We start from the raw sequence: 23,842 nt of genomic DNA on the forward strand, positions 1-23,842 counted from the left end.
CCCCCTCACTTAGCCGCTCGTTCGGGTCCGTAAAGCCACAGGAATGCGCGAGGACCCGCCGAAACCGTGGCAAATATGCAGAATGCGACCGAAAGACTGTAAATCCGCGGGAACCTGCGCTAAGGCTGCAAGGTGTTTTCGCCGTCGCCGCGCCGATTTCCGGGGCCGGTCGGCGCGATCCTAATGACAGGCCCGAACGGGCCGCCACAGGGACGGGACGGAATGGGTGTCGCGCAACGGGCCGGTCGCCTGGCCTCACGGGGGATGAAACGCTCGAAATCGGGGCTGGCCGCGGCCATCGTCGGGCTGAGCCGGCCGCAGAAACGCGCGATCATCCTCGGCGTCGACATGGCGCTTGCCGTGCTGGCCTATTTCGTGGCGCGGCCGATCTTCGACATGTCGGGCGCGGATGCGGTCTTCTCGATCGAGGGCGGGTTGCCGTTGCTGCTGACGGTCATGGTCGTGGGCGCCACATCGACGATCCTCCAGATCCCCAGCACGCAGCTCAAGGCCTATGACGCCAAGAATTTCGGCTGGATCGGGGGGCTGGCCGTCATTACCGCGCTGGTCAGCTGGGCGCTGCACGAGATCGGGACATACAGCCCGCCCGCGGGGTTCTTTTTCGTCTTCGGCATCACGTTCTTCGTGCTCTCGACCTCGAGCCGGCTGGTCCTGCTCGAGATGCTTTTCGCGATCTACCGGATGCGGGGGACGCGGTCGCGCGTCATCATCTACGGCGCGGGCACGACCGGCATCCAGCTTGCCCGTGCGCTCGGCGCGCATGAGCGGGTCGAGCCGGTCGCCTTTGTCGACGACAACCCGGCGCTGCAACGGCTGACCATCGCGGGGCTGCCGGTGCTGCGACCGGCCGATATCGAGACCGTGGTGCAGGATCGCAAGGTCAAGCGCGTGCTGCTGGCCATGCCGTCGCTTTCACGCGCCAAGCTCAGCCAGATCGCGCGGCGGCTCGAGACTCTCGGGCTGACGGTGCAGGTCCTGCCCTCCTTTTCGCAACTGGTCGGAGAGGAGCCGCTGGTCGCCAAGCTCAAGACCCTGTCGCCGGCCAAGCTGATGGGGCGCCAGACCTTCGACCGCCGTGCCGAGGGGGTGCGCAACCTGCGCGACAAGTCAGTGCTTGTCTCGGGCGGCGGCGGCTCCATCGGGTCCGAGCTGTGCCGCCAGGTGCTGGGCTGCCGCGCCCGCCGGCTCGTCATATTCGAACTATCGGAACTGGCGCTTTACGAAACCGAACGCGCGCTGCGCCCCCTTGCCGACGAGGCGGGGGTCGAACTGGTGCCGGTGCTGGGCTCGGTGACCGAGGCGCGGCTGGTGCGCCATGTGCTGCAGACCTACGCGATCCAGGTCGTGTTCCACGCCGCCGCCTACAAGCATGTCCCCATCGTCGAGTGCAATCCGCTGGTGGGGCTTGCCAACAACGTGCTGGGCACCTGGACGCTGGCGCGCGAAAGCCATGCCGCCGGGGCCGAGCGGTTCGTGCTGATCTCGTCGGACAAGGCCGTGCGGCCGACCAACGTGATGGGCGCCTCGAAACGGCTGGCCGAACTGGTCGTGCAGGACCTCGCCGCGCGGTCGACCGGCACGATCTTTTCGATGGTGAGGTTCGGCAATGTCATCGGCTCATCGGGTTCGGTCATTCCACTCTTCAAGGAACAGATCGCCCAAGGGGGCCCGGTGACGGTGACACATCGCGATGTCACCCGCTATTTCATGAGCGTCGAAGAGGCGGTGAGCCTCGTGCTGGTCGCCGGATCCTTTGCCGCGGGGGGCGAGGTCTTTGTTCTCGACATGGGCAAGCCGCTGCGGATCTGGGACATCGCGGCGCGGCTGATCCTCGAATCCGACTCCACCGTAAAGACGGCCGACAATCCCGACGGCGATATCGAGATCGTCGAGACGGGGCTGCGGCCGGGCGAAAAGCTGCACGAAGAGCTGATGATCGGGCAGGCCCATATCAGCACCCAGCACGAAAAGATCTTTTGCGCGCGCGAGGCCCGCCTGTCCGAGATCGAGGTCGCCTCTGCCATCCGCGCCCTGCGCGAGGCGCTGGCAACCGGCGACGAGGCGGCCGCCTCGGCCGTCGCCTCCCGCTGGGTCGAGGGCTACGCCGCCCACCGAACCGGCACCCGGCCCGCGCCTGCCCCGGTCGTCGCCCCGGCCGAGGCCGTCATGGCCGAGGCCACCGACGACGATACCGGCCCGCTGGTTGTTGCGCCCACGCCCGCATGATGCGCGCGCCCGAGATGGGGCCACGCGCGGCCTTTACCTCAAGGCGGACGGCGGGCATACCGGTCGGGACGAATGCACCGACTGGCTTGACGACGGGGACGACGTGCTGCCGATGACAGACCACCCTGACCGCAAGGCCGCGCGCCGGCTCAAGGCCGCAGCGGCGGCGACCGCCATCGCGGCCAGCCTCGGCGCAGTCCCGGCCGCGGCGCAGACCGCTCCGGGCGAGATCGCCCCGCGGCCCACGCTCAACTTCTACGGCGTGACGGGGGCGATCGACACGCCATCGGCATTCTCGCAACCCGATGGGGAGTTCGGGTTCACCGCGTCGAGCTTTGCGGGGATCAACCGGTTCACCCTGTCGTTCCAGATCCTGCCGCGCGTCCAGGGCGCCTTTCGGTATACCGGCTTCGACAATCTCTATTTCGGCGGCTACGAGGATTACTACGACCGCAGCTTCGACCTGACGGTCCAGGTCCTCAAGGAACGCCGCTATCTTCCGGCGATGAAGATCGGGTTCCAGGACTTCATCGGCACCGGCGTCCTGTCGGGCGAATATATCGTGGCGTCCAAGACCCTCGCCGGCGGGCAGCTCGAGCTCAGCGGCGGCATCGGCTGGGGTCGGCTCGGTACCTTCGGCGAGATTGGCACCCCCTTTGGCGACCGCCCGCGCCGCAAGGCGGGGCAGGGGGGCGAGTTCGAGGTTGACCAGTTCTTCAAGGGGCCGGCCGCGTCCTTTGCCTCGGTCGCCTATCGCCCCAACGACCGGCTGACGCTGACGGCGGAATATTCGTCCGATGACTACGTTCGCGAAACCGGCGGGCGCGGCCCCCGCGACGAGCCGCTTTTCGACCGCGATTCGGCTTTCAACTTTGCGGCGAGCTATCGGCTGAACGACAACGTGACGCTGGGCGCCGCCTATCTCTACGGCTCCGAGTTCGGGCTGCGCGTCAGCTTCAACGCCAACCCCAACCGCCCCGGCGTCGTGGGCAGCGCCGGCGCGGCGCCCAAGCCGCTTGCGGAACGCCCGTCGCGGCAGGCCCAGCCGCAGGCCTGGACCACCGCCTGGGTCGGCGTGAAGGACATGCAGCAGACTTTCCTCGAAAAGCTCAACGACGATCTCGAGACCGAGGGGTTGGTGGCGACCTCGCTCGACGTGCGCTCGCCGCAAGAGGTCGAGGTGCATTTCCGCAACCTGCGCTATAACTCCGAGGCGCAGGCCGTGGGGCGCGTGGCCCGCTCGCTCAGCCGGGTAATGCCGGCCTCGGTCGAGACGTTCCGCATCGTGCCCGAGATCGACGGCATGGCGGTCTCGACCCTCGTCATGAATCGCTCGAGCCTCGAGGCGACGGTGAACGCGCCCGGCGGCACCGATGCGCTGGCGCAGACGACGCGGATCGAGGCAGGCCTGCCCATCGACCCCACCGCCGCGCGCAACGAAGAGTATTTTCCCCGCTTCGACTGGGCGATCTCGCCCTTCGTGCGGCGGCTGCTCTTCGATCCGGCCGAGCCGGTGCGGCTTCAGTTCGGCATCCGCGCGCAGGCCGATTACGAACCCCTGCCGGGGCTCGTCTTTTCGGGATCGGTCTCGAAAGGGCTGATCGGCGACGTTGACAGCGACCGCACCGAGGACGCGGGGAACATCCCGCAGGTGCGAACCGATTACGGCCGCTACAACGAAGAGACCGATATCGCGCTCGACCGCCTGACGGCCGCCTATTATTTCGACATCGCGCCCAACACCTATGGCCGTGTCACGGCGGGTTATCTCGAACGCATGTTCGGCGGCGTCTCGGCCGAAGTCCTGTGGAAGCCCGTGGACAGCCGCCTCGGCCTCGGGGCCGAGATCAATTATGTGCAGAAGCGCGGCTACGAGACGCAGTTCGATTTCCGCGATTACGACGTCGTCACCGGCCACGTCTCGGCCTATTACGAGCTGCCCCGCGGATTTACCGCGCAGGTGGATGTAGGCCGCTACCTCGCCGGAGACGTGGGTGCGACGCTCGCGCTCGACCGCGAGTTCGCGAGCGGCTGGAAGATCGGCGCCTATGCCACCAAGACCGACGTATCGGCCGAGGATTTCGGCGAGGGCTCGTTCGACAAGGGCATCCGCGTCGAGGTTCCGCTCGACTGGTTCCTGGGCAAGCCCACGCGCCAGACGCTGTCCACATCGGTCAGCCCCGTGACGCAGGATGGCGGGGCGCGGCTGCGCGTCGATGGACGGCTCTACGACCGCGTGACGGATTACCACGAAAGCAGCATCGGCAATTCCTTTGGGCGGGTGTGGAGATGATGAGCCATCGAACCCGAGCGCTGGCGCTGACGGCGCTGCTGGCCACGGCGCTTGCCGGATGCAGCAGCGGCGGCAAGGACAGCGCCTATGGCGACATCCTCGACCGCGCGCTCGCGGGCGGGCCGATCCTCGGCAACGGGGCGTCAGGCGGCGACGATATCGAGTTGAGCGATGCGCAGATCAACGCGCTGCCGATGAACGTCCTGATCGTGGAGAGCGAGACGCTCGGCTCGCGCACCGGCTTCGTGCAGGCCGCGGTGAACCGGGACACGGTGACGTGGCAATCCGACGACCGAAAGCAGATCGTCACCCGCGGCGGGCAGCTTGTCGGGACCATCGGATTCGGAAACGACCTGACCTCGGCCACGGCGCCGACGTTCAACGCGCCGCAGGCGAGCCGGGCGCGCTATATTCTCGGCGGTGACGAGCGGGTCGAGCGGGTGGATTACGCCTGCACCCTCGGCGATGGCGGGACCGAGAACGTGACCGTCACGGGCCGCGTCTTTGCCACGCGGGTGCTGACCGAACGCTGCACATCGCCGACCGGTCCCACCTTTGAAAACCGGTATTGGATCGACGGCAGCGGCGCGATCCGCAAGTCGCGCCAGTTCGCGACGCCGGGGCTGGGATACCTGACCATCGGCGACGTCCATACCGGGCGGCGCTGAGCCTAGCGGCGGACGACCCGCACCAGGGTCTCCCACATGATCGCCATGTCCATGCAGAGGTTGCGGTTGCGCTGATAGATCAGGTCGAGCGCGGCCTTTCGCGGCACGCAGCGGCGCCGATAGACGGCGTCGGTTTCCGCCCCGGAGGCGCAGGCGGCGAGCAGCCGTTCTTCGTGGCGGTGAAACCGCAGGGTGGCGAGCCCGGTGATCCCCGGCCGCGAGCGAAGCACCTGCGCATAGAGCGCCGGGAAGGCCTCGACATACTGTCGCAGGGGCGGGCGCGGCCCGACAAAGCTGATATCGCCGCGCAGCACGTTCCAGAGCTGGGGCAGCTCGTCGAGCCGGCTGCGCCGCAGGAAACGGCCCATCGGCGTTATCCGATCGGACTTGTCGCCGCCCGTGACGCCGGTATCGGTCGGATCGTGGCGCATGGTGCGGAACTTCCACAGCTCGAATGGCTCGCCCGGCGCGCGCATCCGCTCGGAGCGGTAGAGCAGGGGCCGCCCCGAGCTGAAGAGCAGCGCGAACGTCAAGCCGAGGATGAGCGGCGAGAGCACGACGGTCAGGACCGCCGCGAGGACGAGGTCGGCAAGGCGTTTGGCGGGGGTCATCTGGGGGCTTTCGTCAACTCGCGGATCTCGGTCCAGAAACCGGCCGCGTCATGGGGGGGAAGGGGGCAAATCGCCCCGAGCCGCGTGCAATCGAGATGGACGTGGTGGATGGCATCCGCGGGGGCCGTGCGCCATGTCACGGCGCGCCCTGCCGCTTGGGCGATGGCCTCCATCGTCACGGGGGCGGGGTTCGCGACGTTCTGCACCGGGGGCAGGGCGGCGCCCGCCCGCGCGCGGGCGCAAAGCGCGGCCAACACGCGCGCGAGGCTGGCCGGTCCGATATAGCTGCGGCTCGGCCCCGTGCCATCCGCGAACCGGTCGAGCGTGAGCGTTCCGCCCGCGTCCAGCGCAAGGAACGGCTGCGACGCACCCGCCACGTTGGCCAGGCGCAGCGCGGTGATGGCCGGCCCGGCGCTGGCCCGCTCGGCCTCGAGCTTGGCGCGGGCGTAGTCCGACGCGCCTTGCGGGGCGGTATCCTCGGTCACGGGATCGGGGCCGGTCGGGCCATAGACCGCACTGGACGATGCGACGAACACCCACGCCGCACCCCAGATCCGCGCGGCGTCGCACCCGGCGCGGGCCAGCCGCGCATTGTCCGACAGCGGCCGCCCCCGCCCCGGCACGGCGCCTGCCAGAACGATCACGCCCTGACCCCGTGCTGCGGGAAATGCGGGGGGCGGTGTTTCGCCCGACCATGTCAGGACGCCGCCCGGCCGGCTCGAGACGGTCAGGAATGGCTGCCCGACCCGTTCCCAGGCGCGCGCGATCAGCGATCCGGTCGCCCCCTGGGCGCCGATCAGGACCGGAGTGTTGCCGAGATCCGTCAAAACGGGGTTTTCCACGCCTGTGAATTGCGGTTAAGCCCTTTGGTAGTAATCTGGGCGCCATTGCGGAAGCGGTTTGCTGCGAGAAAGGCCGACCTCGGGGGAAAAATGATCCATCCACGTTTTGGGCTTGCCGTCTGTGCCCTGGCCATCTCGATCCTGCCTGCCTGCGCCGGCCTGCCGCGCGGGGCCGCCATGCGGAGCGAGATCAACCTCAACCAGTCCGAGGCGGGCGATTATGCCTATTACGAGGTCACGCGCGCCACGCTGCCGCGGATCGCGTCCTGGCCCAGCGTCAATCCCGAGCGTTCCGATGGCTGGCCGAAGGCGAGTGCCGGGTCGATCGGGCAGGTGATCCAGCCGGGCGACACGGTCGCGGTACGGATCTTCGACAGCTCCGAGAACTCGCTTCTGACGCCGGCGGGTGCGCGCGACAGCAATCTGGGCGAGATGATGGTCTCGCCGAGCGGGTCGGTGTTCATCCCCTATGTCGGCAACGTAAAGATTTCGGGCATGTCGCCGCAAAAGGCGCGCGAGGCGATCCAGTACCAGCTTGGGCTGGTGGCGCCCTCGGCGCAGGTGCAGCTTGCCCTGACCGAAGGGTTGCAGAACTCGGTCAATATCGTCAGCGGCGTGTCGGCGCCGGGCGTCTACCCGTTGAAATCGCGCAATGTCACGGTTCTGGGCGCCATCGGCGTGGCCGGGGGCGTCGCCTCGGGCACCCGCAACCCGCGCGTGATGATCCAGCGCGGCTCGGCCCTTTATGCCAAGTCGCTGAATACGCTCTACGACACGCCGTCGCTGAATGCCCTGGTGCATCCCGGCGACACGCTGATCGTCGAAGAGGACGATCGGTATTTCCTCGCCCTCGGCGCCGCCGGCCAGGAAGAGCTGGTCTATTTCCAGAAGGACACGATTTCGGCGCTCGAGGCCGTGACGCTGATGGGCGGCCTGATGGACAGCCGCGCCGATCCCGAGGGCGTGCTGATCCTGCGCGAATATCCCGCCGATATGGTAGGCATGGGCGCGGGACGGCCCGAAAAGCAGCGTGTCGTGTTCTCGATCGACCTGACCAGCGCCGAAGGTCTGTTCAGCGCGCAGAACATGCAGATCATGCCCGAGGATGTGGTGCTTGCCACCGAATCGGCCGTGGGGTCGTTGCAGGTGGCGCTGGCGCTGCTCGGAGCGACGGTGGGCCTCGCCAACCAGGTCAACTGACCGGACACGCCCGGCCCCACGGGGCCGGGCCGCCTCTCAATCCTCGGGTTGCAGACCGTCAAAGCTCGCCATCTGGTCCTCGGCCCAGGCCCGGATATCGTATTTCCGAATCGTCGCCCGCATCCGTTGCATCCGGGCGCGCGCCTCTTCGGGCTCCATGTCGAGCGCCTGCAACAGGGCACGGTCCATGGATTTGTGCGAGAACGGGTTGGCGAGGATGGCCGAGCCCATCTCGACCGCCGCGCCGGCGAATTCCGACAGGATCAGCACGCCCGATTCGTCGCTGCGGGTGGCCACGAACTCCTTGGCGACAAGGTTCATCCCGTCGGCCAGCGGCGTGATCCAGGCGATATCGGCGGCGCGGTAATAGGCCACCAGATCGTCGAACGGGATGGCCCGGCTGATGAGTGTCACCGGCGTCCAGTCGAAGGTGCCGTAAAGCCCGTTGATGCGGCCCACCGTCTGCTCGATCTCGTTCTGGATGCCCTCGTAGACGGTCATGTTGCGATTGGCGCTGACCGAGACATGCATCAGCCGCAGCTTGCCGCGCAGCTCGGGGTTGTCATCGAGCACCCGTTCAAAGCTGAGAAGCTGGTCGGTGCCGCCCTTGGTGTAGTCGGTCCGGCCGACCGACAGGACCATGGTCGTCTCGCCCAGCTCGTGGCGGATGGCGCGGGCGCGGGCGATGGTGTCGGGGCTTTCGGCCTTGTCGGTGATATAGTCGACATCGACCCCGACGGGCGAGGCGGTGATCTGCACCCGGCGCCCGTCATAGGTCAGTTCGCGCGCGACGCGCCGTTCGGTCAGGGCGACATGCTCCATGATGAAATCGGGGTTCACCGGTTTGCGCGGCCCCGTTTCGACGTCGAACAGGCTTTCGGCCGCGCCGATGAAATTCGCGGCATATCGGGGGATGTGGAACCCCACGACATCGCAGGCCAGGAGAGATCCGATGATCTCGCGCCGCCATGGCAGCACGTTGAACATGTCGGCCGAGGGAAAGGGCGTGTGGTGGAAAAAGCTGATCCTGAGGTCGGGGCGCAGCCGCCTCAGGTAGCCCGGCACGAGCCACAGGTTGTAGTCATGCACCCAGACGACGGCGTTCTCGCCGGCCTCGGCGGCCGCGGCCTCGGCAAAGGCCCAGTTCACCTCGCGGAAGGTCGGCCAGTCGACGGGGTCGTAATTGTACTTTTCCTTGAACGAATGAAGGATCGGCCAGAACGCTTCTTTCGAGGTGACGTGGTAGAATGATTTCACCTGCGCCTCGGTGAGGGGCAGGCGCGAGACCGAGTAGCTGCCAAAGCTGTCCTCGATCTCGATCACGCGCTCGAATCCGGGGTCCGACGTGTCGTCGGCATATTTCCACGCCACCCAAGCGCCTTTCTCGACCCGGCCGAAGAACCCCTTGAGCGTCGGCACGATGCCGTTGGGGCTCTTGTTCTCCTTGAAGACGGTCTTGCCGTTCTCGACGACCTCTTCGTAGGGCTGCCGGTGATAGACGATGACGAGTTCCGAGGGCATGGGCGCTCCTTGCGGTCAGGGCGTTTCGTGAAGGTCGAAATGGCGCACCGCCTCGAGGATACCGGCGGCGCCGCGGGCCTTTGCGATATAGGTGTGATGCAGCGGCGCGACCCGGTCGACCAGCGCCGCCTCGGACCCGCCGACCGCCACTGCCGGCAGGCCGCATTCCAGCATCGACAGATCGTTCAGCGTATCGCCCGCGCACAGCACCTGGTTGGGCGAGATCCCCAGATGCGACACCAGCCGCTTGATCGACGGCCCCTTGCTGATGCCGGGCGGCAGCACGTCGAAGAACTTGGCGTCGGACGCGATCCAGTCGAGCCCCATCTCCTCGACGCGCTCGGCCGTGGCGCGGTCGAAGGCTTCGGGGTCCATGTCGTAGCTCACGCGATAGCGGAACGCGGTCGGTTGCAGGGTCAGGCCGGGCGCGCCCTGCAACGCATCGCGGACCCGGTCGCCCGAATCGTTCCAGGCCTCGGCGATTTCCTCTTCGAGCGCGTCGATGGGGTCGATGGCGCCGTGGAGCACCCGCGCGATGGTGGTGCCCACATCGCCGACGACATATTCCGGCCAGGGCAGACCGTCCTCGCAAAGCTCGACGATGAACTTCGGATCGCGCCCGGTCACGAAGATCAGGCCGACGGTCTGGCGGTTTTCCTCGATCCAGTCGTAGAGCGTCCGGCGCTGGTCCTCGGTCCCGCCGAGAAAGGTGCCGTCGAGATCGGTTGCCAGCACGAAGCGGCAGGAGCTGATGTCGCGGTCGATGGGGGTGTGGGCATTCATCGGGCAGGCTCTCCGAAAGGGTGTTCGAACGCGAAGCCGAGCGCCTTCGGCTCGCCCTCGATGGGGCGCGACCACAGGTCCCGGAACGTGCGGGTGATGTCGGCATCGCGGTGCAGGATGGCGTGGACCGCCTCGCAGATGGGCAGGCTGACCCCGATCCGGCTGGCCAGGTCGATGACGGAGACCGAATTGACCTCGCCCTCGACGACGACTGGGGCGCCGTCGAAACATTCGGACCGTTTCAGCCCCTGGCCCAGTTGCGTGCCGAGCGACATGTTTCTCGAGGTCGTCGAGGAACAGGTGAGCGTCAGGTCGCCCGCCCCCGAAAGCCCCGTGACCGTCTCGCGGCGGCCACCCAGCACCTCGGCCAGGGTCTTCATCTCGTCCATGCCGCGCGTGATGAGCGCGGCGCGCGTGTTCTCGGCGAAACCCGCCCCGCTCATCATGCCGCAGGCGATGGCGATGACGTTCTTGACCGCGCCGCCGATCTCGACACCCACGAGGTCGTCCGAGATATAGGGCCGAAAGAACTCGGAACTCATCGACAGCGCGAGCCGCGCCGCCGGGCTGTCCTGCGGGTTCAGCCGGTCCTCGTAGGAAAAGTTGAACGCCACGGTGGCCGCGGTCGGGTGGCCCAGCACCGTCTCGCGCGCGAATGTCGGCCCCGACAGCGCGCCGATGGGATGGCCGGGCAGTTCCGAGGCTGCGACCTCGCCCAGCAGCATCCCCGATTGCGCCTCGATCCCCTTGGCGCAAAGCGCGACGGGCACGCCGGGCGGCAGATGCGGGCGCATCTGCCCGCAGACCTCGCGCAACGTCTTGGAGGGCGTCACGATCAGCACGGCCTCTGCGCCGCGCAGGGCCGTTTCCATGTCGGTCGTCGCCTCGATCCCGTCGGGAAGGGCGATGCCCGGCAGATAGCGCGGGTTTTCCTGGCGCTCGGCGATGGCGTGCACCGTCTCGGCGTCGCGGCCCCAGACGATCACCTCGCGGCCGGCGCGGCGCGCGACCGAGGCCAAGGCGGTGCCCCAGGACCCGCTGCCGATGACGGCGATACGACGATAGGGTTCGGCATAGGAGATGACGACGGTCGGGTCGATCTGTGACGATGGCATTCCGGTCGGAGTTCCGTGTCAGGGGCCGCCATGCAGTCCGGGCGGCGGGAATCTTGGCTGCCCGAGCGATGTAGCGCGAACATCCCCCCGATACAGCCGCGATCTGCGATTATCGCGGCAGGGGCGCCGGTTTCGGCCCCGCTGCAAATGCTAATTTTGTCTTAACCCTGCCAAGAATTGGCCCCCTTCGCCCGTCATTCCCCAAGGTGAGCTGCCGCAGGATGCGGCACGGAATGGCCTGCGGGGCGTGCCCCCACGGGTCGGGATCAGAAAGTCAGGAAGTACGGCCATGTTGAAAACGCTTACCCGCAGGAGTGTCCGAATGACCCAGTCGACCGTTCGCACCGCCATTTTCCCCGTTGCCGGGCTGGGCACGCGGTTCCTGCCCGCGACCAAGGCGACCCCGAAAGAGCTATTGCCGGTCATCGACACGCCGCTGATCCAGTATGCCATCGACGAGGCGCGCGCCGCCGGGATCGAGCGCATGGTCTTCGTCTCGCACCCGTCCAAATCCGCGATTGAGCGTCACGTCCGCCACGATGCCACGCTTTCGCGGCAGTTGCGCGCCAAGGGCAAGAACGCCGTCGCCCGCAAGCTCGAGGATGCCTGCCTGCGCGAGGACGAGCACGAGGTGATCTTTGTCATGCAGGACCAGCCGCTCGGGCTGGGCCACGCGGTGAACTGCGCGGCGGCCCATGCGCTGCCAAGTGCCGTCGCCGTGATCCTTCCCGACGACCTGATCCTCGGCAAGACGGGCTGCATTGCCGAGATGGTCGCCGCTTACGAGACCGCCGGGGCAGGGCACATGGTCGCCACGATGGAGGTCGCGCCCGAGGCGGTCAGCGCCTATGGCATCCTCGCGCCGACCCGGACCGAGGGGCGGTTGATCCATGCCTCGGGCATGGTCGAAAAGCCGTCGGTGGACGAGGCGCCGTCGCGCCAAGCGGTGGTCGGGCGTTACGTGCTCGACGGGTCGATCTTTGCCGATCTCGACGCGCTCACGCCCGGTGCAGGGGGCGAATACCAGTTGACCGACGCCATCGCCGCCGGGTCGAAACGCATCGGCCTCGCCGGTTTCGCGTTCTCGGGGCGCCGCTTCGATTGCGGCTCGAAACAGGGGATGCTCGAGGCGACATTGCATGTGGCGGCGCAGGATCCCGCCTATGCCGAGGTGCTCTCGGCCTTTCGCGCGCCCGCGACCGGGCGCGGTGGCCTGACCGTGGCCGCCTGAGCGCGCCGGGCCGATCCGGCCCGCCGACACCGGGCGCGCCGTTCAGCCGGCGGCGCGCTCTTTCATCACGCGGTCCGCGCGCTTGCGCACGAGAACCTGCCGCAGGTCGTGCATCGCCAGCAGCAGGTCGTTGGTCACGGCCTCGATCTCGTCGTCGCCGGCGCGGGTCTGCACCCAATGCGCGGTCTGGTTGAGGTGATCGACCGTGCGCCGGATATCGTCGAGCGTGCGCTCTGCCAGGATCGCGCGACGCTCGGCCATCCAGGCGTCGATGCGCGCGAGATCCTCGTCGGTCAGGTCGCGGTCGCCATGCGGCTTGACTTCGCCGTTGCGGATATTGACGACCGCGATCTGCTCCATCTCGATCTGGCGCTGCCGGGTTTCCTGCTCGATGCGAAAGACGAAGGCGCCGTTCTCGCGCGTGCGGAAATAATACTCGGGAAGCGCCGCGACCATCAGGCGAGGCCCGCGCAGAACCGCTGGATGCGGGTGCAGGCCTCTTCGAGCGCCGCGTCCGAGGTGGCATAGCTCACCCGGAAACAGGGGCTGAGCCCGAAGGCCGCACCGAACACGACGGCCACGCCTTCCTCTTCGAGCAGCGCGGTGGCAAAGGCCTCGTCGCTGTCGATGGCCCGGCCCTGCGCGCTGACCATGCCGATGCAATCCGCGATCGAGGGATAGACGTAGAACGCGCCCTGCGGGGTGGGGCAGGTCACGCCCTTGGCCTCGTTCAGCATCCGCACGACAAGGTCGCGGCGCCGCTGGAACGTGGCGCGCCATTCGTTCAGGAACTCCTGCGGGCCGTTCAGCGCCTCGACCGCGGCCCATTGGCTGATCGAACAGGGGTTCGAGGTCGATTGCGACTGGATCTTGCGCATCGCGCCGATGATCTTTTCCGGCCCCGCGGCATAGCCGATCCGCCAGCCCGTCATGGCGTAGGCCTTGGACACGCCGTTCACGGTCAGGGTGCGGTCGTAGAGCTCGGGCTCGACCTCGGCGGGGGTGCAGAAGGTGAAATCGTCATAGCGCAGATGCTCGTACATGTCGTCGGACATGACGTGGACATGCGGATAGTTCACCAGAACATCGGTCAGAAGCCGCAGCTCGTCGCGGGAATAGCCCGCGCCCGTCGGGTTCGAGGGCGAGTTGAAGATGATCCACTTGGTCTTGTCGGTGATCGCATCGTTGAGCTTTCTGGGCTGCAGCTTGAAATCGTTCTCGATGCCGCATTCGACGATGACGGGCGTGCCGCCCGCCAAGAGCACCATGTCGGGATAGCTGACCCAGTAGGGCGCGGGGATGATGACCTCGTCGCCGGGGTTCAGCGTGGCCATGAGCGCGTTATAGAGCACCTGCTTGCCGCCGGTGCCGACGCTGACCTGCGCGGGGGTGTAGTCGAGCCCGTTGTCGCGCTTGAACTTGGCACAGATCGCGTGCTTAAGCTCGGGCAGACCGTCGACCGCGGTGTATTTGGTGAGACCCGCATCCATGGCCGCCTTGGCCGCGTCCTTGATATGGTCGGGCGTGTCGAAATCGGGCTCGCCCGCGCCGAGACCGATGACATCGCGGCCCTCGGCCTTGAGTTCGGCGGCCTTCATCGTCACGGCGATGGTCGGTGAGGGCTTGACCCGTGCCAGTGTCGCGGAAAGGAGATTCATGGTCGCGCTCCGATGGTCATGGGGTTCACAGGTGTTTAGGCTCCGCCCGACACCGCTTCAAGACGGAAGGGCACGCGATGGGCGATGACGAAACCGGCGACTGGTATTACGAGGAACACGCGACCTTTGGCGACCGCCTGGCCGACGCGCGCAAGGCCGTCGGCATGACGCAGGCCGACCTGGCGCGGCGGCTGGGGGTCAAGGTCTCGACCCTCGCGGCATGGGAAAACGACCGGAGCGAGCCGCGGGCGAACCGCCTGTCCATGCTCTCGGGGCTGTTGAACGTGTCGTTCCGCTGGCTGCTGACCGGCGAGGGGCGCGGGTTGCAGACGCCGCAGGTCGAGATCGCGCCCGATGCCGCCGCGATCCTCGCCGAGATGCGGACCCTGCGCGCCGAGATCACCCGAAGCGCGAGCCGGCTGGGCCAGCTCGAGAAGAAACTGCGCGCCGTGCTGGAGGCCTCATGACGACCGAAGACCCCGATATCCGGCTGCGCAGGCTGCGGATGCGATCCTCGCGGCGCGGCATCAAGGAGATGGACCTGATCCTCGGGGCCTTTGCCGCCGGGCCGCTGACCACGCTCGAGGATGAAGAACTGGCCGCCTACGAGCTGATGCTGAGCGAGAACGACCAGGATCTCTATCGCTGGGTCAGCGGACAGGAGGACCCGCCCGCCCGGTTCGCCCCGCTGATCGACCGCATCCGGGCCGAGATCGTGGCGGCCCAAGGCGTGGCCCGCCCCTGAATCGGCCGCGCGTAGAGGAATTGTTAGGCTTTCGCGATGCATCCTCGGCGTACTGCCAGAGCATCGCGAGGACCGACCATGAACGCCCAGCCCGAATTCCGGCCGCCCGAAAAGATCGCATTCGCCACCGAATACGTCGACACGCTGGCGCTGGTCGAACGGCTGCACCGGCTGCTGCTCGACGTGGTCAAGGACGAGTTCGAGCGGCGCGGGATCATCGACATCAACCCGGTGCAGGCGCTGTTGCTGTTCAACGTGGGCGAGAACGAGGTGACGGCCGGCGAGCTGAAAAGCCGCGGCTACTACCAGGGCTCGAACGTGTCCTACAATCTGAAAAAGCTGGTCGAACTGGGATACATGCACCACCAGCGCTGCGCGATCGACCGCCGCTCGGTCCGGGTCAGACTCACAGAACGGGGGCGCGAGGTGCGGCGCGCCGTCGCGGCGATCTTTGCCCGCCATGCCGAGATCCTCGTCGACAAGCGCGTGATCGACTATGACACGATCACCCTGCTGAACGGTGCCCTGCGCAAGACGGAACGGTTCTGGATCGACCAGATCCGCTATATCTACTGAACGCGCGGCCCGTCGCCCGACGATCCGACCACGCGCGCACCCATCTCGCGTTCGAGCTTGCGGGTCATGGCACGTTCGAAATCGGGGAAATCGTCGGCGATCTCGAGAAATGCCCCCGGCCCCCGCACGATCTGCGTGCGGTAGAACCGCACGACGGTCTCGTCATGGCCGGTGATCGCCAGCCCGTTCACCGTCACATCCCCCAGGGGAAAGTTGCTATAGGCAAAGCTGGGCGGAAACCCCTCGTTGCTGACCCCGTCTCCCGAGATGTCGATGGTGCGGAACAGGCAATCGGGCGCGCGGCCCAGCATCTCGGACGCGTAACCCAGCGCATAGCCGGCCGCGGTCGGGAAATCGGCATAGGACCGGGTCGATCCCGCGATGGCCGCAGCCGCCGCGTCGATATCGGCCGCGCTGCGCAGCGGCGTCCACTCGAGCAGCGTCTCCTGCTGCCAGCGCCCAGACCATTCGAACACCGCCAGCGCGACATGCTGGCCGGGCAGGGCCAGCGCCGCACGCCGCACCCGCTCGGACGTGAGCGCGCGCGCCAGCCCCTGGCGCTGCAACCGGTCCTCCTCGGCATCGACAGAGGACGAGATATCGACCGCCAGCACAAGCGCCAGCCGGCAATCGGCCGCCGCGGGACCGGCAAGAACCAGCCCCGCAGCCAGCGCGCCTACCAATGCCCGGTGTTTTCCATGCTTGCCCACGGCTCGGCCGGCTCCTTCGCATCGCCCCGCTGGAGAAGTTCCACCGAGACGTTATCGGGCGAGCGCACAAAGGCCATGTGCCCGTCGCGGGGCGGCCGGTTGATGGTCACGCCGTTATCCATGAGTTTCTGGCACATTTCGTAGATATCATCGACCCTGTAGGCGAGATGCCCGAAATGGCGGCTGTCGTCGGGCAGGCCGTCATCGCCGTCCCAGTTATAGGTCAGCTCGAGATCGGCGCGGCCGTCCTCCTGCCCCGGCGGGCAGAGATAGACGAGGGTGAACCGCCCCTTCTCGTTTTCGGAACGGCGCCGTTCCTTCAGGCCGAGCATCTCGTAGAAGGCGAGGCTTTTCTCGAGGTCCTTCACGCGGACCATCGTGTGCAGGTATTCTATCGACATACTGTCCTCCGGTTCGTTCGACGCGCATCTAGCGCGGCCCGCAGCCGCGGCGAGCGCCCCCAAAGGGGTTTCGTTATCCCCGCCGATTTGCAAGAAGCTGGCGGGGTTCCAGTCGGAGAGTCGCGCGATGAACGACACCCACCCCACGGGCCGGACGAGGCGCCCGGTCTCCGAGGCGGCCGAGGCCGTGCTCTACCGTCCGGTCGAGGTTCTCGATCACGGATCGGTGACGCTGATCGACTACATGGGCGACGACGAATCGATACCGAACGCCGCGCGCATGTCCTACGGGCGCGGCACGCGGTCCGTTTCGGATAACGAGGCGCTGCTGCGTTACCTCATCCGCAACAAGCACGAAACGCCGCTGGAAATGGTGCAGGCCAAGTTCCACGTCAAACTGCCGATCTTTGTCGCGCGGCAATGGATGCGGCATCGCAACTCGTACAACGAGCTGTCGGCGCGCTATTCCGTCCTCGATCGCGAGTTCTACATCCCCGCGCCCGAACACCTCGCCGCGCAGTCGCGCACCAACCGGCAGGGCCGGGCCGAGGTGCTCGAGGGCGAAGAGGCCGCGCGCGTGCTCGACCTGCTCAAGGCGGAGAGCGCGCGCCAATACGCGAGCTATACCGACCTGCTGGCCGAGGAGGACGAGGATCGCGACGGGCTGACCCGTGAACTCGCGCGGATGTGCCTCGGCACGAACATCTATACCCAGTTCGTCTGGTCGGTCTCGGCGCGCGCGCTGCTGAACTTCCTCCACCTGCGGGCCGACGCCCATGCACAATACGAGATCCGCGCCTATGCCACGGCGATCATCGACGAGATCGCGACGCCGTGGCTGCCGATCACCATGCGGGCTTTCGCGGATTACCTGCGCGATGCGGTGTCGCTCAGCCGCCAGCAGGCCGACCTGATGCGGGCGCTGGCCGCCCATGTGCCCGACGGCGCCATCGACCCCGCCGATTTCGGCCTCAAGGGGCGCGAGCTGCGCGAGCTCATGGACAAGGTGCCGGGGCTCGAGGCCAAGCTCAAGGGCTGAGCCCCGGCGCGCTCAGGCGTCCATCGACGCGACCGACCCGCCATCGACGCGCAGGTTCGTCCCGTTGATGAAACTGGCATGGTCCGAACAGAGAAAGGCGATGGCGGCGGCCACCTCTTCGGGCTTGCCGCGCCGCCCGACGACGAGGTTGGGGCGTTCGGTCTCGAGGAATGTCTCGACCTCTTCCTCGCGCGACGTGCCCTTTTGCTCGGCCTTGCGGTCCATCATCCGGTCGGTCATCGGCGTCTCGATAAAGGCGGGCGAGACCGAGTTGATCAGCACGCCCTGCTGCGCATAGCAGCGCGACAACCCTTTGACGAAGTTGGCCACCGCGGCCTTGGCGGTGTTGTAGACGGCTTCCTCCCAATAGGGCTGTTCGGCGTTCTCGGAGGTGATCGCGATGGCCCGGCCCCAACCGCGCCCCGCCATGCCGGGCACGAAGGCCCGCATGCAGCGCACGACCGACATGAAATCGGTCTGCCAGGCCTCGTGCCAGTCGTGATCGGTGATGTCGTTCAGCGGGTGGCCCTTGGCCCCGGTGACGCCGGCCGCGCAGACCAGGATATGCGGCATCTGGAACCGCTCGGACACGGTACGCTTGAGCCCGTCGATCTGGTTCGCATCGCGCAGATCGCAATGCAGCCCATGCGCGCCCTCGCCGATCTGGGAGGCGGCTTTCGACACCGCGTCGCCCTGCACATCGACGAGAATGACCTCGGCGCCTTCGGCCGCGAGGCGTTTGGCGGTGGCCTTGCCGATGCCCGAGGCACCGCCGGTGACGAGTGCGGTCTTGCCGCTCAGACCCAGATCCATGACACGCATCCTTTCGCTAGGTGTTCGAGGCTCAAGTCCCATCCGGCCCGGTCGTTCCGGGCGGCGGCATCGGCGGATCGGCCGATTTGCGCGCCGGCGCGTCGGGCGGTCCGTGCAGTTCGGTGCGCAGCCGCGGCAGGGCTTCGGGGTGTTCGCGCTGGATCCAGCCGATCATCTTTTCGCGGATCTCGCAGCGCAGGTCGAAGTTCTGCGGCGAGGTGCGCGCGCTCATCAAGCCGCGGATATGGATCGTGTCCTTGTCGGTATCGACGACCTGCAACACCTTGACCTCGCCGTCCCAGAAGGGCGAGTTCTCGATCGCGCGTTCGAGCTCGGCGCGCATCTCGTCGACGGGCAGGGTGTAGTCGACATACCAATAGACCGACCCGATCACGCCCGCGCTTTCGCGGGTCCAGTTCTGGAACGGCTGTTCGATGAAATAGCTCAACGGAACGACCATGCGCCGCCAATCCCAGAGCCGGACAACGACATAGGTGGCAAAGATCTCCTCGATCCAGCCCCATTCGCCCTCGACGATCACCACGTCCTCCAGCCGGATCGGCTGGGTGATGGCGATCTGGATGCCCGCGATCAGGTTCGACAGGACAGGCCGCGCGGCAAAGCCGAGGACAAGCCCCGCGGCCCCGGCCGAGGCGAAAAGGCTGACGCCGTATCGCTGCACCGAATCGAAGGTCAGAAGGACCGCCGCCGCGGTGATGAGGCCAATCAGGATATTGATGGTGCGCCGCAACACACGGACCTGCGTGACGTGTTTGCGCGCCACGAGGTTGTTCGCATCGTCGAGCCGGTAATTGCGCACCGACCGTTCCGCCAGCAGGTTCGAGACGAGGATCATCGTCCAGCCCACCAGCACGATCATCAGGATCAGCGCGACATGCCCGATCGTGTCGCGCAGCCCGTAGGGCAGGGACACGAAGGGCACCGTGACGACCAGTGCCGCCAGCACCGCGACGAGACGCATGGGGCGCCGGGCGCGGCGGAACGCGGCGGCCCCGAGCCCGATCCGCCCCTCCATCCGCCGGATCGCAAAGGCGAAAACCTGCCGGTGGATGATAAGGGCGATGGCCACCCCGCCGAGGATGATGGCCAGCGGGATGGTCAGGGGCGGGACGTTGGCGAGAAGGATGCCGGGCAGTCGATCCATTTACCAGAACCAGATGACGAACCCGGCGGTGGCGATGATGAGACCCAGCGCCCAGAGGGTGCGGTCGGTCCAGAACGGACGCTCGAGCGTGGTAAAGATCTCCTTGGCCTCGTCACGCGACCAGACCAGATCGTCGATCCCCTCCTTCTCTTCGGCGGTCGTGCGCGTCATGGCCGACAGCCCGAAATGCAGCACGATGCCGATGAACATCATGATCGTGGACATCACGGTATAGTGGATCTCGGGCAGGCCGAGATTGGCCCAGATGCCCGTCACCTCTTTCAGGATGAACAGCGGGATACCCAGGACGAGGCCGGCGACGATGGTCCAGAAGGCGCCCGTGCCGTTCAGCCACGGGACGAACAGCCCGAGGATGTAGACGACGACGATGGTCGGGATGATGTAGCTCAGCGACGACTGGAAGTAGCTGAACAGGCTTTCGAACGACCCGATGAAGGGCGAGTAGATCGCGCCGAACACCATGACCGCGCCCGTCACGATGCGGCCGAGCCACACGAGCCGGTCCTCGCTGGTGTCGGGGCGGAAGGGCTGGACGAAATCCTTGACCACCAGCGTCGAGGCCGAGTTCAGCGCCGAGTCGAGCGAGGACATGATCGCCGCGATCAGCGCCGCCATGATGAGGCCGCGGATGCCGATGGGCATCAGCTCGAATGCCAGCGTCGGAAAGGCGAGGTCGGGCGTCTCGAGATCGGGATAGAGCTTGAGCGCGATCAGGCCCGGCAGGATCATCAAGAACAGGTTCGGCAGCTTGAGAAAGCCCGCGAAAAGCGCGCCGACCTGCCCCTCCTTGAGGGACTTGGCGCCAAGCGTGCGCTGCACGACGAACTGGTTGATCGTCCAGTAGTAAAAGCCCAGCAGGACGACGCCCCAAAGCCCGGTCCAGGGCAGGAAATCGTCCGAGGCGGGCAGGATCAGGCTTGTCATCGCGGGGTCGACATCGGTGAACAGCTCGGACCAGCCGCCGATCTCGTCGAGCCCGATCCAGAACAGCGCGGCCGCCCCCGCGATGAGCAGGACGGCCTGCACCGTGTCGGTCACGACCACCGCCGACAGACCGCCGAGGATCGTGTAGATCCCCGCGACCAGCGCCAGCACCGCCACCGCGCCCCAGATGTTGAGCAGGCCGGTGACGTTCGCGATCACCAGACCGCCCGCGTAAAGCGCGCCGGCCGTGTCGATGAACATGATGGCCAGCACCGTGAACAGTGAAAACGCCCGGCGGGACCGGACGTCGTATCGGTGTTCGAGAAACTCGGGCACGGTCGAGATCTTGGCCCTGAGATAGGAGGGCAGGATGAAGATCGCGAAGAGGATCAGGACGAGCGCCGCCGTCCATTCGTAGTTGAAGATCACGACGCCGTTCGAATAGGCCCCGCCCATCAGGCCCACGAAACTCGACCCCGACATGTTCGAGGCGAAGAGCGAAAAGCCGATCAGGTACCAGGGCAGGGATCGGCCGGCGAGAAAGTAGTTGTCCGACCCGCTTTTCTGCTTTTTCGAGATATAGACGCCGTGGGCGATGATAAGTGCGAAATAGGCGGCGACGATGATGTAATCGATTGTCGCCAGACTGAACTTTGCATCGCCCATGGGACAGCTCCTGCGCGGTATTCCTTTTCGACGGGCTCAACACGTGCCCGTAAGACTTCGTTCCCCCCCGATTTCTTTCGGGCTCTGCACTACGGACCCGGCCGATATTTTCCGCGGCCCCGTTCTTGCCCCCGTGGCAAATCGGCCCATGCTGTGAAGAGTAGGGTAATGGCGGAGGGGTTCGCGATGAGCCGTGTCCTCGGGGTTGCAGCGGCCCTGTCGCTGGTCGCGCAGGTGGGTCTGGCACAGGACGGGGGATCGGGCGATCCCGGCTGGCCGGTGATCTACGAGGGCGAAACCTTCAAGATCGAGAGCTTCGGCTATCTCAGGTCCGGCGTCGGCGCGCGGTTCGGCGGGGGCGGTCAGCGCTGTTTCCAGCTTCCCGATGCGCCGGCGAAATACCGGCTCGGCAATGAATGCGAAACCTATATCGAGCCGGGGTTGACGCTGACCTTCGGCGACCGCTCGGGGGGGCCGACCGTCGAGGCGCATTTCCGGGCCGCGTTCAACGGCGGGCCGCTCAACGATTACGACGACTGGGACAGTTTCCTTGTCGAAAGCTGGCTCGCGCTCGACAATTTCACCGAGACGGGTGCGCTGGCCGGGGCGCGGGTCTGGGCCGGGCAGCGGTTCTATTACCGGCAGGACACGCATATCCACGATTTCTATTACTGGAACGCGACCGGACTCGGCGTCGGGATCGACCAGATCCCGTTCGGCAAGGGCGAGCTGTCGCTCGCGCTGTTCGAGCATTCGACCTATGACGTCGAGACGGCGCTGGACGAGGGCAGCCCCTATCGCCGGATCGAGGCACGCATCGAAAGCTGGGAGGTCAACGAGGATCTGACCCTGCGCGGCGCGCTCGATCTGCGTTTCGCCAAGGATGAATACACGACGCGCGCCGATGGCGGCGGGCTCTTGTCGGTCGAGGCCGAGCGCGGCGGGGTGCTGGGCGGATCGCTGTCGCTGACCGGTCAGCTCGGCTGGGGCGCGGGGCATACGATGTTCTATTTCTCGGATGCCGATGCCCGCGACGAAGAGGTGGGCGCGAGGCTCATCGCCACGCATCTCGTGAACCTCGACCGTGATTTCTCGATGCAGTCTACCGCCGTGGCCGAGCTGCAATCGCACGGGCGCGAGTGGTATTCGCTGGGCGCGCGGCCGATCTGGCGCATCGCGGGCGATCTGCATTTCGCGCTCGAGGCCGGCATCGATGTGACCAGCGACGATGGCGACACGGACGTTCTGGGAAAGGCCACGCTTGCGCTGGAGTGGAAGCCCGGCGGCCCGGATTTCTTCGACCGGCCGTCTTTTCGCGCCTACGTGACCCATGCCGACTGGAACGCCGAGGCGGATCGCGGCGGGTTCGCTTCGGCCTATGACCACACGCGCGGCACGACCTACGGGCTACAGGTCGAACATTGGTGGTGAGACGGCGGGCACAAGCGGGCCAGGTCGCATGCGACCCGTCCCAACCCCGGAGCCTCGCGCCCATGACCTTCCTGTTCCTGTTTCTCGCGACAGCCATCGTGTTCCTCGTGATCGACGCCATCGCGTTGACGACGGTGATGAAGCCGCTCTTCACGCGCCATCTGGGCGACGCGATGCGCGACAGCCCGATGATGGCCCCGGCGGCGGTGTTCTACACCGCCTATGCCCTGGCGCTGGTCTGGCTGGTCTCGATGCCGGCGCTCAGGGCTGATGCGCCGATGCAGGCCCTGGTGCAGGGCGCGGTGGTGGGCTTCATGGCCTACGGCACGTTCGAGTTCACGTCGATGTCGATCATGCGCAACTGGTCGTGGACGATGGTCGCGACCGACACGATCTGGCGCACGGTGCTGACCGGCGTGTCGGCCTGGGCGGGGGTGGTCATCGTCCGCGCGCTGGCCTGAGCCGAATTGACGGGCCGCGCCGCGCTGCCTAACCTCGTCGGCAGGGCCGCGCCAGCCGGTCGATTTCCTGCAATCCGGGGGGACATGATGAAGAGTTTCGCAGCCACGGCGGCCCTTGCCGCCATCGCCTTGACCGCCGCCGTGCCCGCCGGGGCGAGTTCGGGCGTGCCGCTATATGCGTTCAACCCGACGCACGAGAACTATTGCCCGGCCGGGCTTCGGCCCAGCACGATCGACGGCACGATCCTTTGCGGGCAGCCGAACCAGGCTTTGGGCTATCGCCAGATGATGCAGCACCCGGTGACGCAGCGCCGGCATGTCCCGACCTACAAGGGCACGGTGGCCCCCCGCGCCGTTCCGCTCAAGGGCAATGACAGCTATTTCGCCGACTGACCGCCGTGCGGCAAGGGAACGGCCCGCCGTGGCGGGCCGTGTGCCGGCGGGGCACGGTGTCAGAGGGCCTGCAACTCGCCCGCCGATTGACGGCCGTCGCGACCCGAGATCAGCTCGTAGCTGACCTTCTGATTGTCGGCGAGCCCGGTCATTCCGGCGCGTTCGACGGCGGAGATATGGACGAACACGTCCTGCCCGCCGCCATCGGGGGCGATAAAGCCGTAACCTTTGGTCGTGTTGAACCATTTCACGGTGCCAGTCGGCATAACGTCGTCTCCAGGTCTGTTACCGCGCGAACGCGGCGAGTTGTCCGCCGATCCTTACCACG

At 66.8% G+C, this 23,842-nt stretch carries 25 protein-coding genes; 12 read left to right on the top strand and 13 right to left on the bottom strand.

Annotated features, from left to right (window positions below):
• The first annotated feature begins 264 nt into the window (after positions 1–264).
• The 3 genes from E2L08_RS03905 to E2L08_RS03915 all read left to right on the top strand — a co-directional run bounded on the left by E2L08_RS03905 (position 265) and on the right by E2L08_RS03915 (position 5,208).
• The gene (locus E2L08_RS03905) at positions 265–2,247 is read left to right on the top strand and encodes a polysaccharide biosynthesis protein (RefSeq protein ID WP_133395756.1); all 1,983 of its coding nucleotides are present in this window, start codon (positions 265–267) and stop codon (positions 2,245–2,247) included.
• A gap of 112 nt (positions 2,248–2,359) precedes the next feature.
• Positions 2,360–4,540 (top strand): YjbH domain-containing protein, encoded by a 2,181-nt coding sequence (locus E2L08_RS03910; protein ID WP_133395757.1) that lies wholly within the window; start codon positions 2,360–2,362, stop codon positions 4,538–4,540.
• Positions 4,537–5,208 carry a YjbF family lipoprotein gene (locus E2L08_RS03915; RefSeq protein WP_133395758.1) on the top strand — a complete coding sequence of 224 codons (672 nt, stop codon included), beginning with the start codon at positions 4,537–4,539 and terminating at the stop codon, positions 5,206–5,208. Before E2L08_RS03910 ends, E2L08_RS03915 begins: the two co-directional genes overlap by 4 nt.
• A 2-nt stretch (positions 5,209–5,210) precedes the next feature.
• Here the strand turns inward: E2L08_RS03915 and E2L08_RS03920 are convergent, their stop codons facing one another.
• Both E2L08_RS03920 and E2L08_RS03925 read right to left on the bottom strand, forming a co-directional pair.
• Positions 5,211–5,819 (bottom strand): sugar transferase, encoded by a 609-nt coding sequence (locus E2L08_RS03920; protein WP_133395759.1) that lies wholly within the window; start codon positions 5,817–5,819, stop codon positions 5,211–5,213.
• On the bottom strand, positions 5,816–6,646 hold the full coding sequence (locus E2L08_RS03925) for an NAD-dependent epimerase/dehydratase family protein (protein ID WP_168771041.1): 831 nt from the start codon (positions 6,644–6,646) through the stop codon (positions 5,816–5,818). The genes E2L08_RS03920 and E2L08_RS03925 overlap by 4 nt, the downstream gene beginning before the upstream one ends.
• A gap of 105 nt (positions 6,647–6,751) precedes the next feature.
• Between E2L08_RS03925 and E2L08_RS03930 the strand changes: the two genes are divergently transcribed.
• A complete protein-coding gene (locus tag E2L08_RS03930; protein WP_133395761.1) occupies positions 6,752–7,861 on the top strand; it encodes a polysaccharide biosynthesis/export family protein in 1,110 nt (369 codons plus the stop codon).
• Positions 7,862–7,897: 36 nt separating this feature from the next.
• On the opposite strand, the gene ggpS is transcribed toward E2L08_RS03930, so the two are convergent.
• From ggpS to E2L08_RS03945, 3 genes are read right to left on the bottom strand one after another with little or no spacing between them, the layout of a single operon-like run.
• The gene (ggpS, locus tag E2L08_RS03935) at positions 7,898–9,382 is read right to left on the bottom strand and encodes a glucosylglycerol-phosphate synthase (protein ID WP_133395762.1); all 1,485 of its coding nucleotides are present in this window, start codon (positions 9,380–9,382) and stop codon (positions 7,898–7,900) included.
• A 15-nt stretch (positions 9,383–9,397) separates the two neighbouring features.
• Entirely contained in the window at positions 9,398–10,165 is a 768-nt protein-coding gene (locus E2L08_RS03940) for an HAD-IIB family hydrolase (RefSeq protein ID WP_133395763.1), read from the bottom strand.
• Positions 10,162–11,280 carry an NAD(P)H-dependent glycerol-3-phosphate dehydrogenase gene (locus E2L08_RS03945; RefSeq protein WP_133395764.1) on the bottom strand — a complete coding sequence of 373 codons (1,119 nt, stop codon included), beginning with the start codon at positions 11,278–11,280 and terminating at the stop codon, positions 10,162–10,164. The genes E2L08_RS03940 and E2L08_RS03945 overlap by 4 nt, the downstream gene beginning before the upstream one ends.
• Before the next feature lie 322 nt (positions 11,281–11,602).
• On the opposite strand from E2L08_RS03945, the gene E2L08_RS03950 reads away from it, so the two are divergent.
• Positions 11,603–12,511 (top strand): UTP--glucose-1-phosphate uridylyltransferase, encoded by a 909-nt coding sequence (locus E2L08_RS03950; protein ID WP_240758107.1) that lies wholly within the window; start codon positions 11,603–11,605, stop codon positions 12,509–12,511.
• Between the two features lie 42 nt (positions 12,512–12,553).
• On the opposite strand, the gene E2L08_RS03955 is transcribed toward E2L08_RS03950, so the two are convergent.
• Together E2L08_RS03955 and E2L08_RS03960 are read right to left on the bottom strand one after the other, a co-directional pair.
• A complete protein-coding gene (locus E2L08_RS03955; RefSeq protein ID WP_133395766.1) occupies positions 12,554–12,967 on the bottom strand; it encodes a hypothetical protein in 414 nt (137 codons plus the stop codon).
• Complete coding sequence (locus E2L08_RS03960) at positions 12,967–14,169, bottom strand: pyridoxal phosphate-dependent aminotransferase (protein ID WP_133395767.1); 1,203 nt, start codon at positions 14,167–14,169, stop codon at positions 12,967–12,969. The genes E2L08_RS03955 and E2L08_RS03960 overlap by 1 nt, the downstream gene beginning before the upstream one ends.
• Before the next feature lie 77 nt (positions 14,170–14,246).
• Here E2L08_RS03960 and E2L08_RS03965 point away from each other — a divergent pair, with 77 nt between their 5' ends.
• The 3 genes from E2L08_RS03965 to E2L08_RS03975 all read left to right on the top strand — a co-directional run bounded on the left by E2L08_RS03965 (position 14,247) and on the right by E2L08_RS03975 (position 15,490).
• Positions 14,247–14,636: a helix-turn-helix domain-containing protein gene (locus E2L08_RS03965; RefSeq protein WP_133395768.1), complete on the top strand. Its 390-nt coding sequence runs from the start codon at positions 14,247–14,249 to the stop codon at positions 14,634–14,636.
• Positions 14,633–14,914 carry an FAD assembly factor SdhE gene (locus E2L08_RS03970; protein ID WP_133395769.1) on the top strand — a complete coding sequence of 94 codons (282 nt, stop codon included), beginning with the start codon at positions 14,633–14,635 and terminating at the stop codon, positions 14,912–14,914. The genes E2L08_RS03965 and E2L08_RS03970 overlap by 4 nt, the downstream gene beginning before the upstream one ends.
• Before the next feature lie 78 nt (positions 14,915–14,992).
• Entirely contained in the window at positions 14,993–15,490 is a 498-nt protein-coding gene (locus tag E2L08_RS03975; RefSeq protein ID WP_133395770.1) for a MarR family winged helix-turn-helix transcriptional regulator, read from the top strand.
• Here the strand turns inward: E2L08_RS03975 and E2L08_RS03980 are convergent.
• The gene (locus E2L08_RS03980) at positions 15,484–16,200 is read right to left on the bottom strand and encodes a DUF1194 domain-containing protein (RefSeq protein ID WP_168771042.1); all 717 of its coding nucleotides are present in this window, start codon (positions 16,198–16,200) and stop codon (positions 15,484–15,486) included. The two genes, E2L08_RS03975 and E2L08_RS03980, sit on opposite strands and share 7 nt — an antisense overlap.
• Positions 16,167–16,601 (bottom strand): VOC family protein, encoded by a 435-nt coding sequence (locus E2L08_RS03985; protein ID WP_133395771.1) that lies wholly within the window; start codon positions 16,599–16,601, stop codon positions 16,167–16,169. Before E2L08_RS03985 ends, E2L08_RS03980 begins: the two co-directional genes overlap by 34 nt.
• A gap of 127 nt (positions 16,602–16,728) precedes the next feature.
• On the opposite strand from E2L08_RS03985, the gene thyX reads away from it, so the two are divergent.
• On the top strand, positions 16,729–17,640 hold the full coding sequence (gene thyX, locus E2L08_RS03990) for an FAD-dependent thymidylate synthase (protein ID WP_133395772.1): 912 nt from the start codon (positions 16,729–16,731) through the stop codon (positions 17,638–17,640).
• Positions 17,641–17,652: 12 nt separating this feature from the next.
• Here the strand turns inward: thyX and E2L08_RS03995 are convergent, their stop codons facing one another.
• The 3 genes from E2L08_RS03995 to E2L08_RS04005 are packed head-to-tail and all read right to left on the bottom strand — an operon-like array spanning position 17,653 to position 21,229.
• Entirely contained in the window at positions 17,653–18,453 is an 801-nt protein-coding gene (locus E2L08_RS03995) for an SDR family NAD(P)-dependent oxidoreductase (RefSeq protein WP_133395773.1), read from the bottom strand.
• Between the two features lie 31 nt (positions 18,454–18,484).
• Entirely contained in the window at positions 18,485–19,618 is a 1,134-nt protein-coding gene (locus E2L08_RS04000; protein WP_133395774.1) for a mechanosensitive ion channel family protein, read from the bottom strand.
• Complete coding sequence (locus tag E2L08_RS04005; protein WP_133395775.1) at positions 19,619–21,229, bottom strand: sodium:solute symporter; 1,611 nt, start codon at positions 21,227–21,229, stop codon at positions 19,619–19,621. It abuts the gene before it with no gap.
• Positions 21,230–21,397: 168 nt separating this feature from the next.
• Between E2L08_RS04005 and E2L08_RS04010 the strand changes: the two genes are divergently transcribed.
• The 3 genes from E2L08_RS04010 (at position 21,398) to E2L08_RS04020 (ending at position 23,514) form a co-directional block, all read left to right on the top strand.
• Positions 21,398–22,660 carry a carbohydrate porin gene (locus E2L08_RS04010; protein WP_133395776.1) on the top strand — a complete coding sequence of 421 codons (1,263 nt, stop codon included), beginning with the start codon at positions 21,398–21,400 and terminating at the stop codon, positions 22,658–22,660.
• A gap of 62 nt (positions 22,661–22,722) precedes the next feature.
• Positions 22,723–23,121 carry a DUF2177 family protein gene (locus E2L08_RS04015; RefSeq protein WP_133395777.1) on the top strand — a complete coding sequence of 133 codons (399 nt, stop codon included), beginning with the start codon at positions 22,723–22,725 and terminating at the stop codon, positions 23,119–23,121.
• A gap of 87 nt (positions 23,122–23,208) precedes the next feature.
• Positions 23,209–23,514 (top strand): hypothetical protein, encoded by a 306-nt coding sequence (locus E2L08_RS04020; protein ID WP_206076962.1) that lies wholly within the window; start codon positions 23,209–23,211, stop codon positions 23,512–23,514.
• Between the two features lie 59 nt (positions 23,515–23,573).
• On the opposite strand, the gene E2L08_RS04025 is transcribed toward E2L08_RS04020, so the two are convergent.
• Positions 23,574–23,780, bottom strand: coding sequence for a cold-shock protein (locus E2L08_RS04025; RefSeq protein ID WP_133395778.1), 207 nt, complete (start codon positions 23,778–23,780; stop codon positions 23,574–23,576).
• Positions 23,781–23,842: the final 62 nt, after the last annotated feature.

Source organism: Palleronia sediminis (genome assembly GCF_004358695.1).
Classification (GTDB): Bacteria; Pseudomonadota; Alphaproteobacteria; order Rhodobacterales; family Rhodobacteraceae; genus Palleronia; species Palleronia sediminis.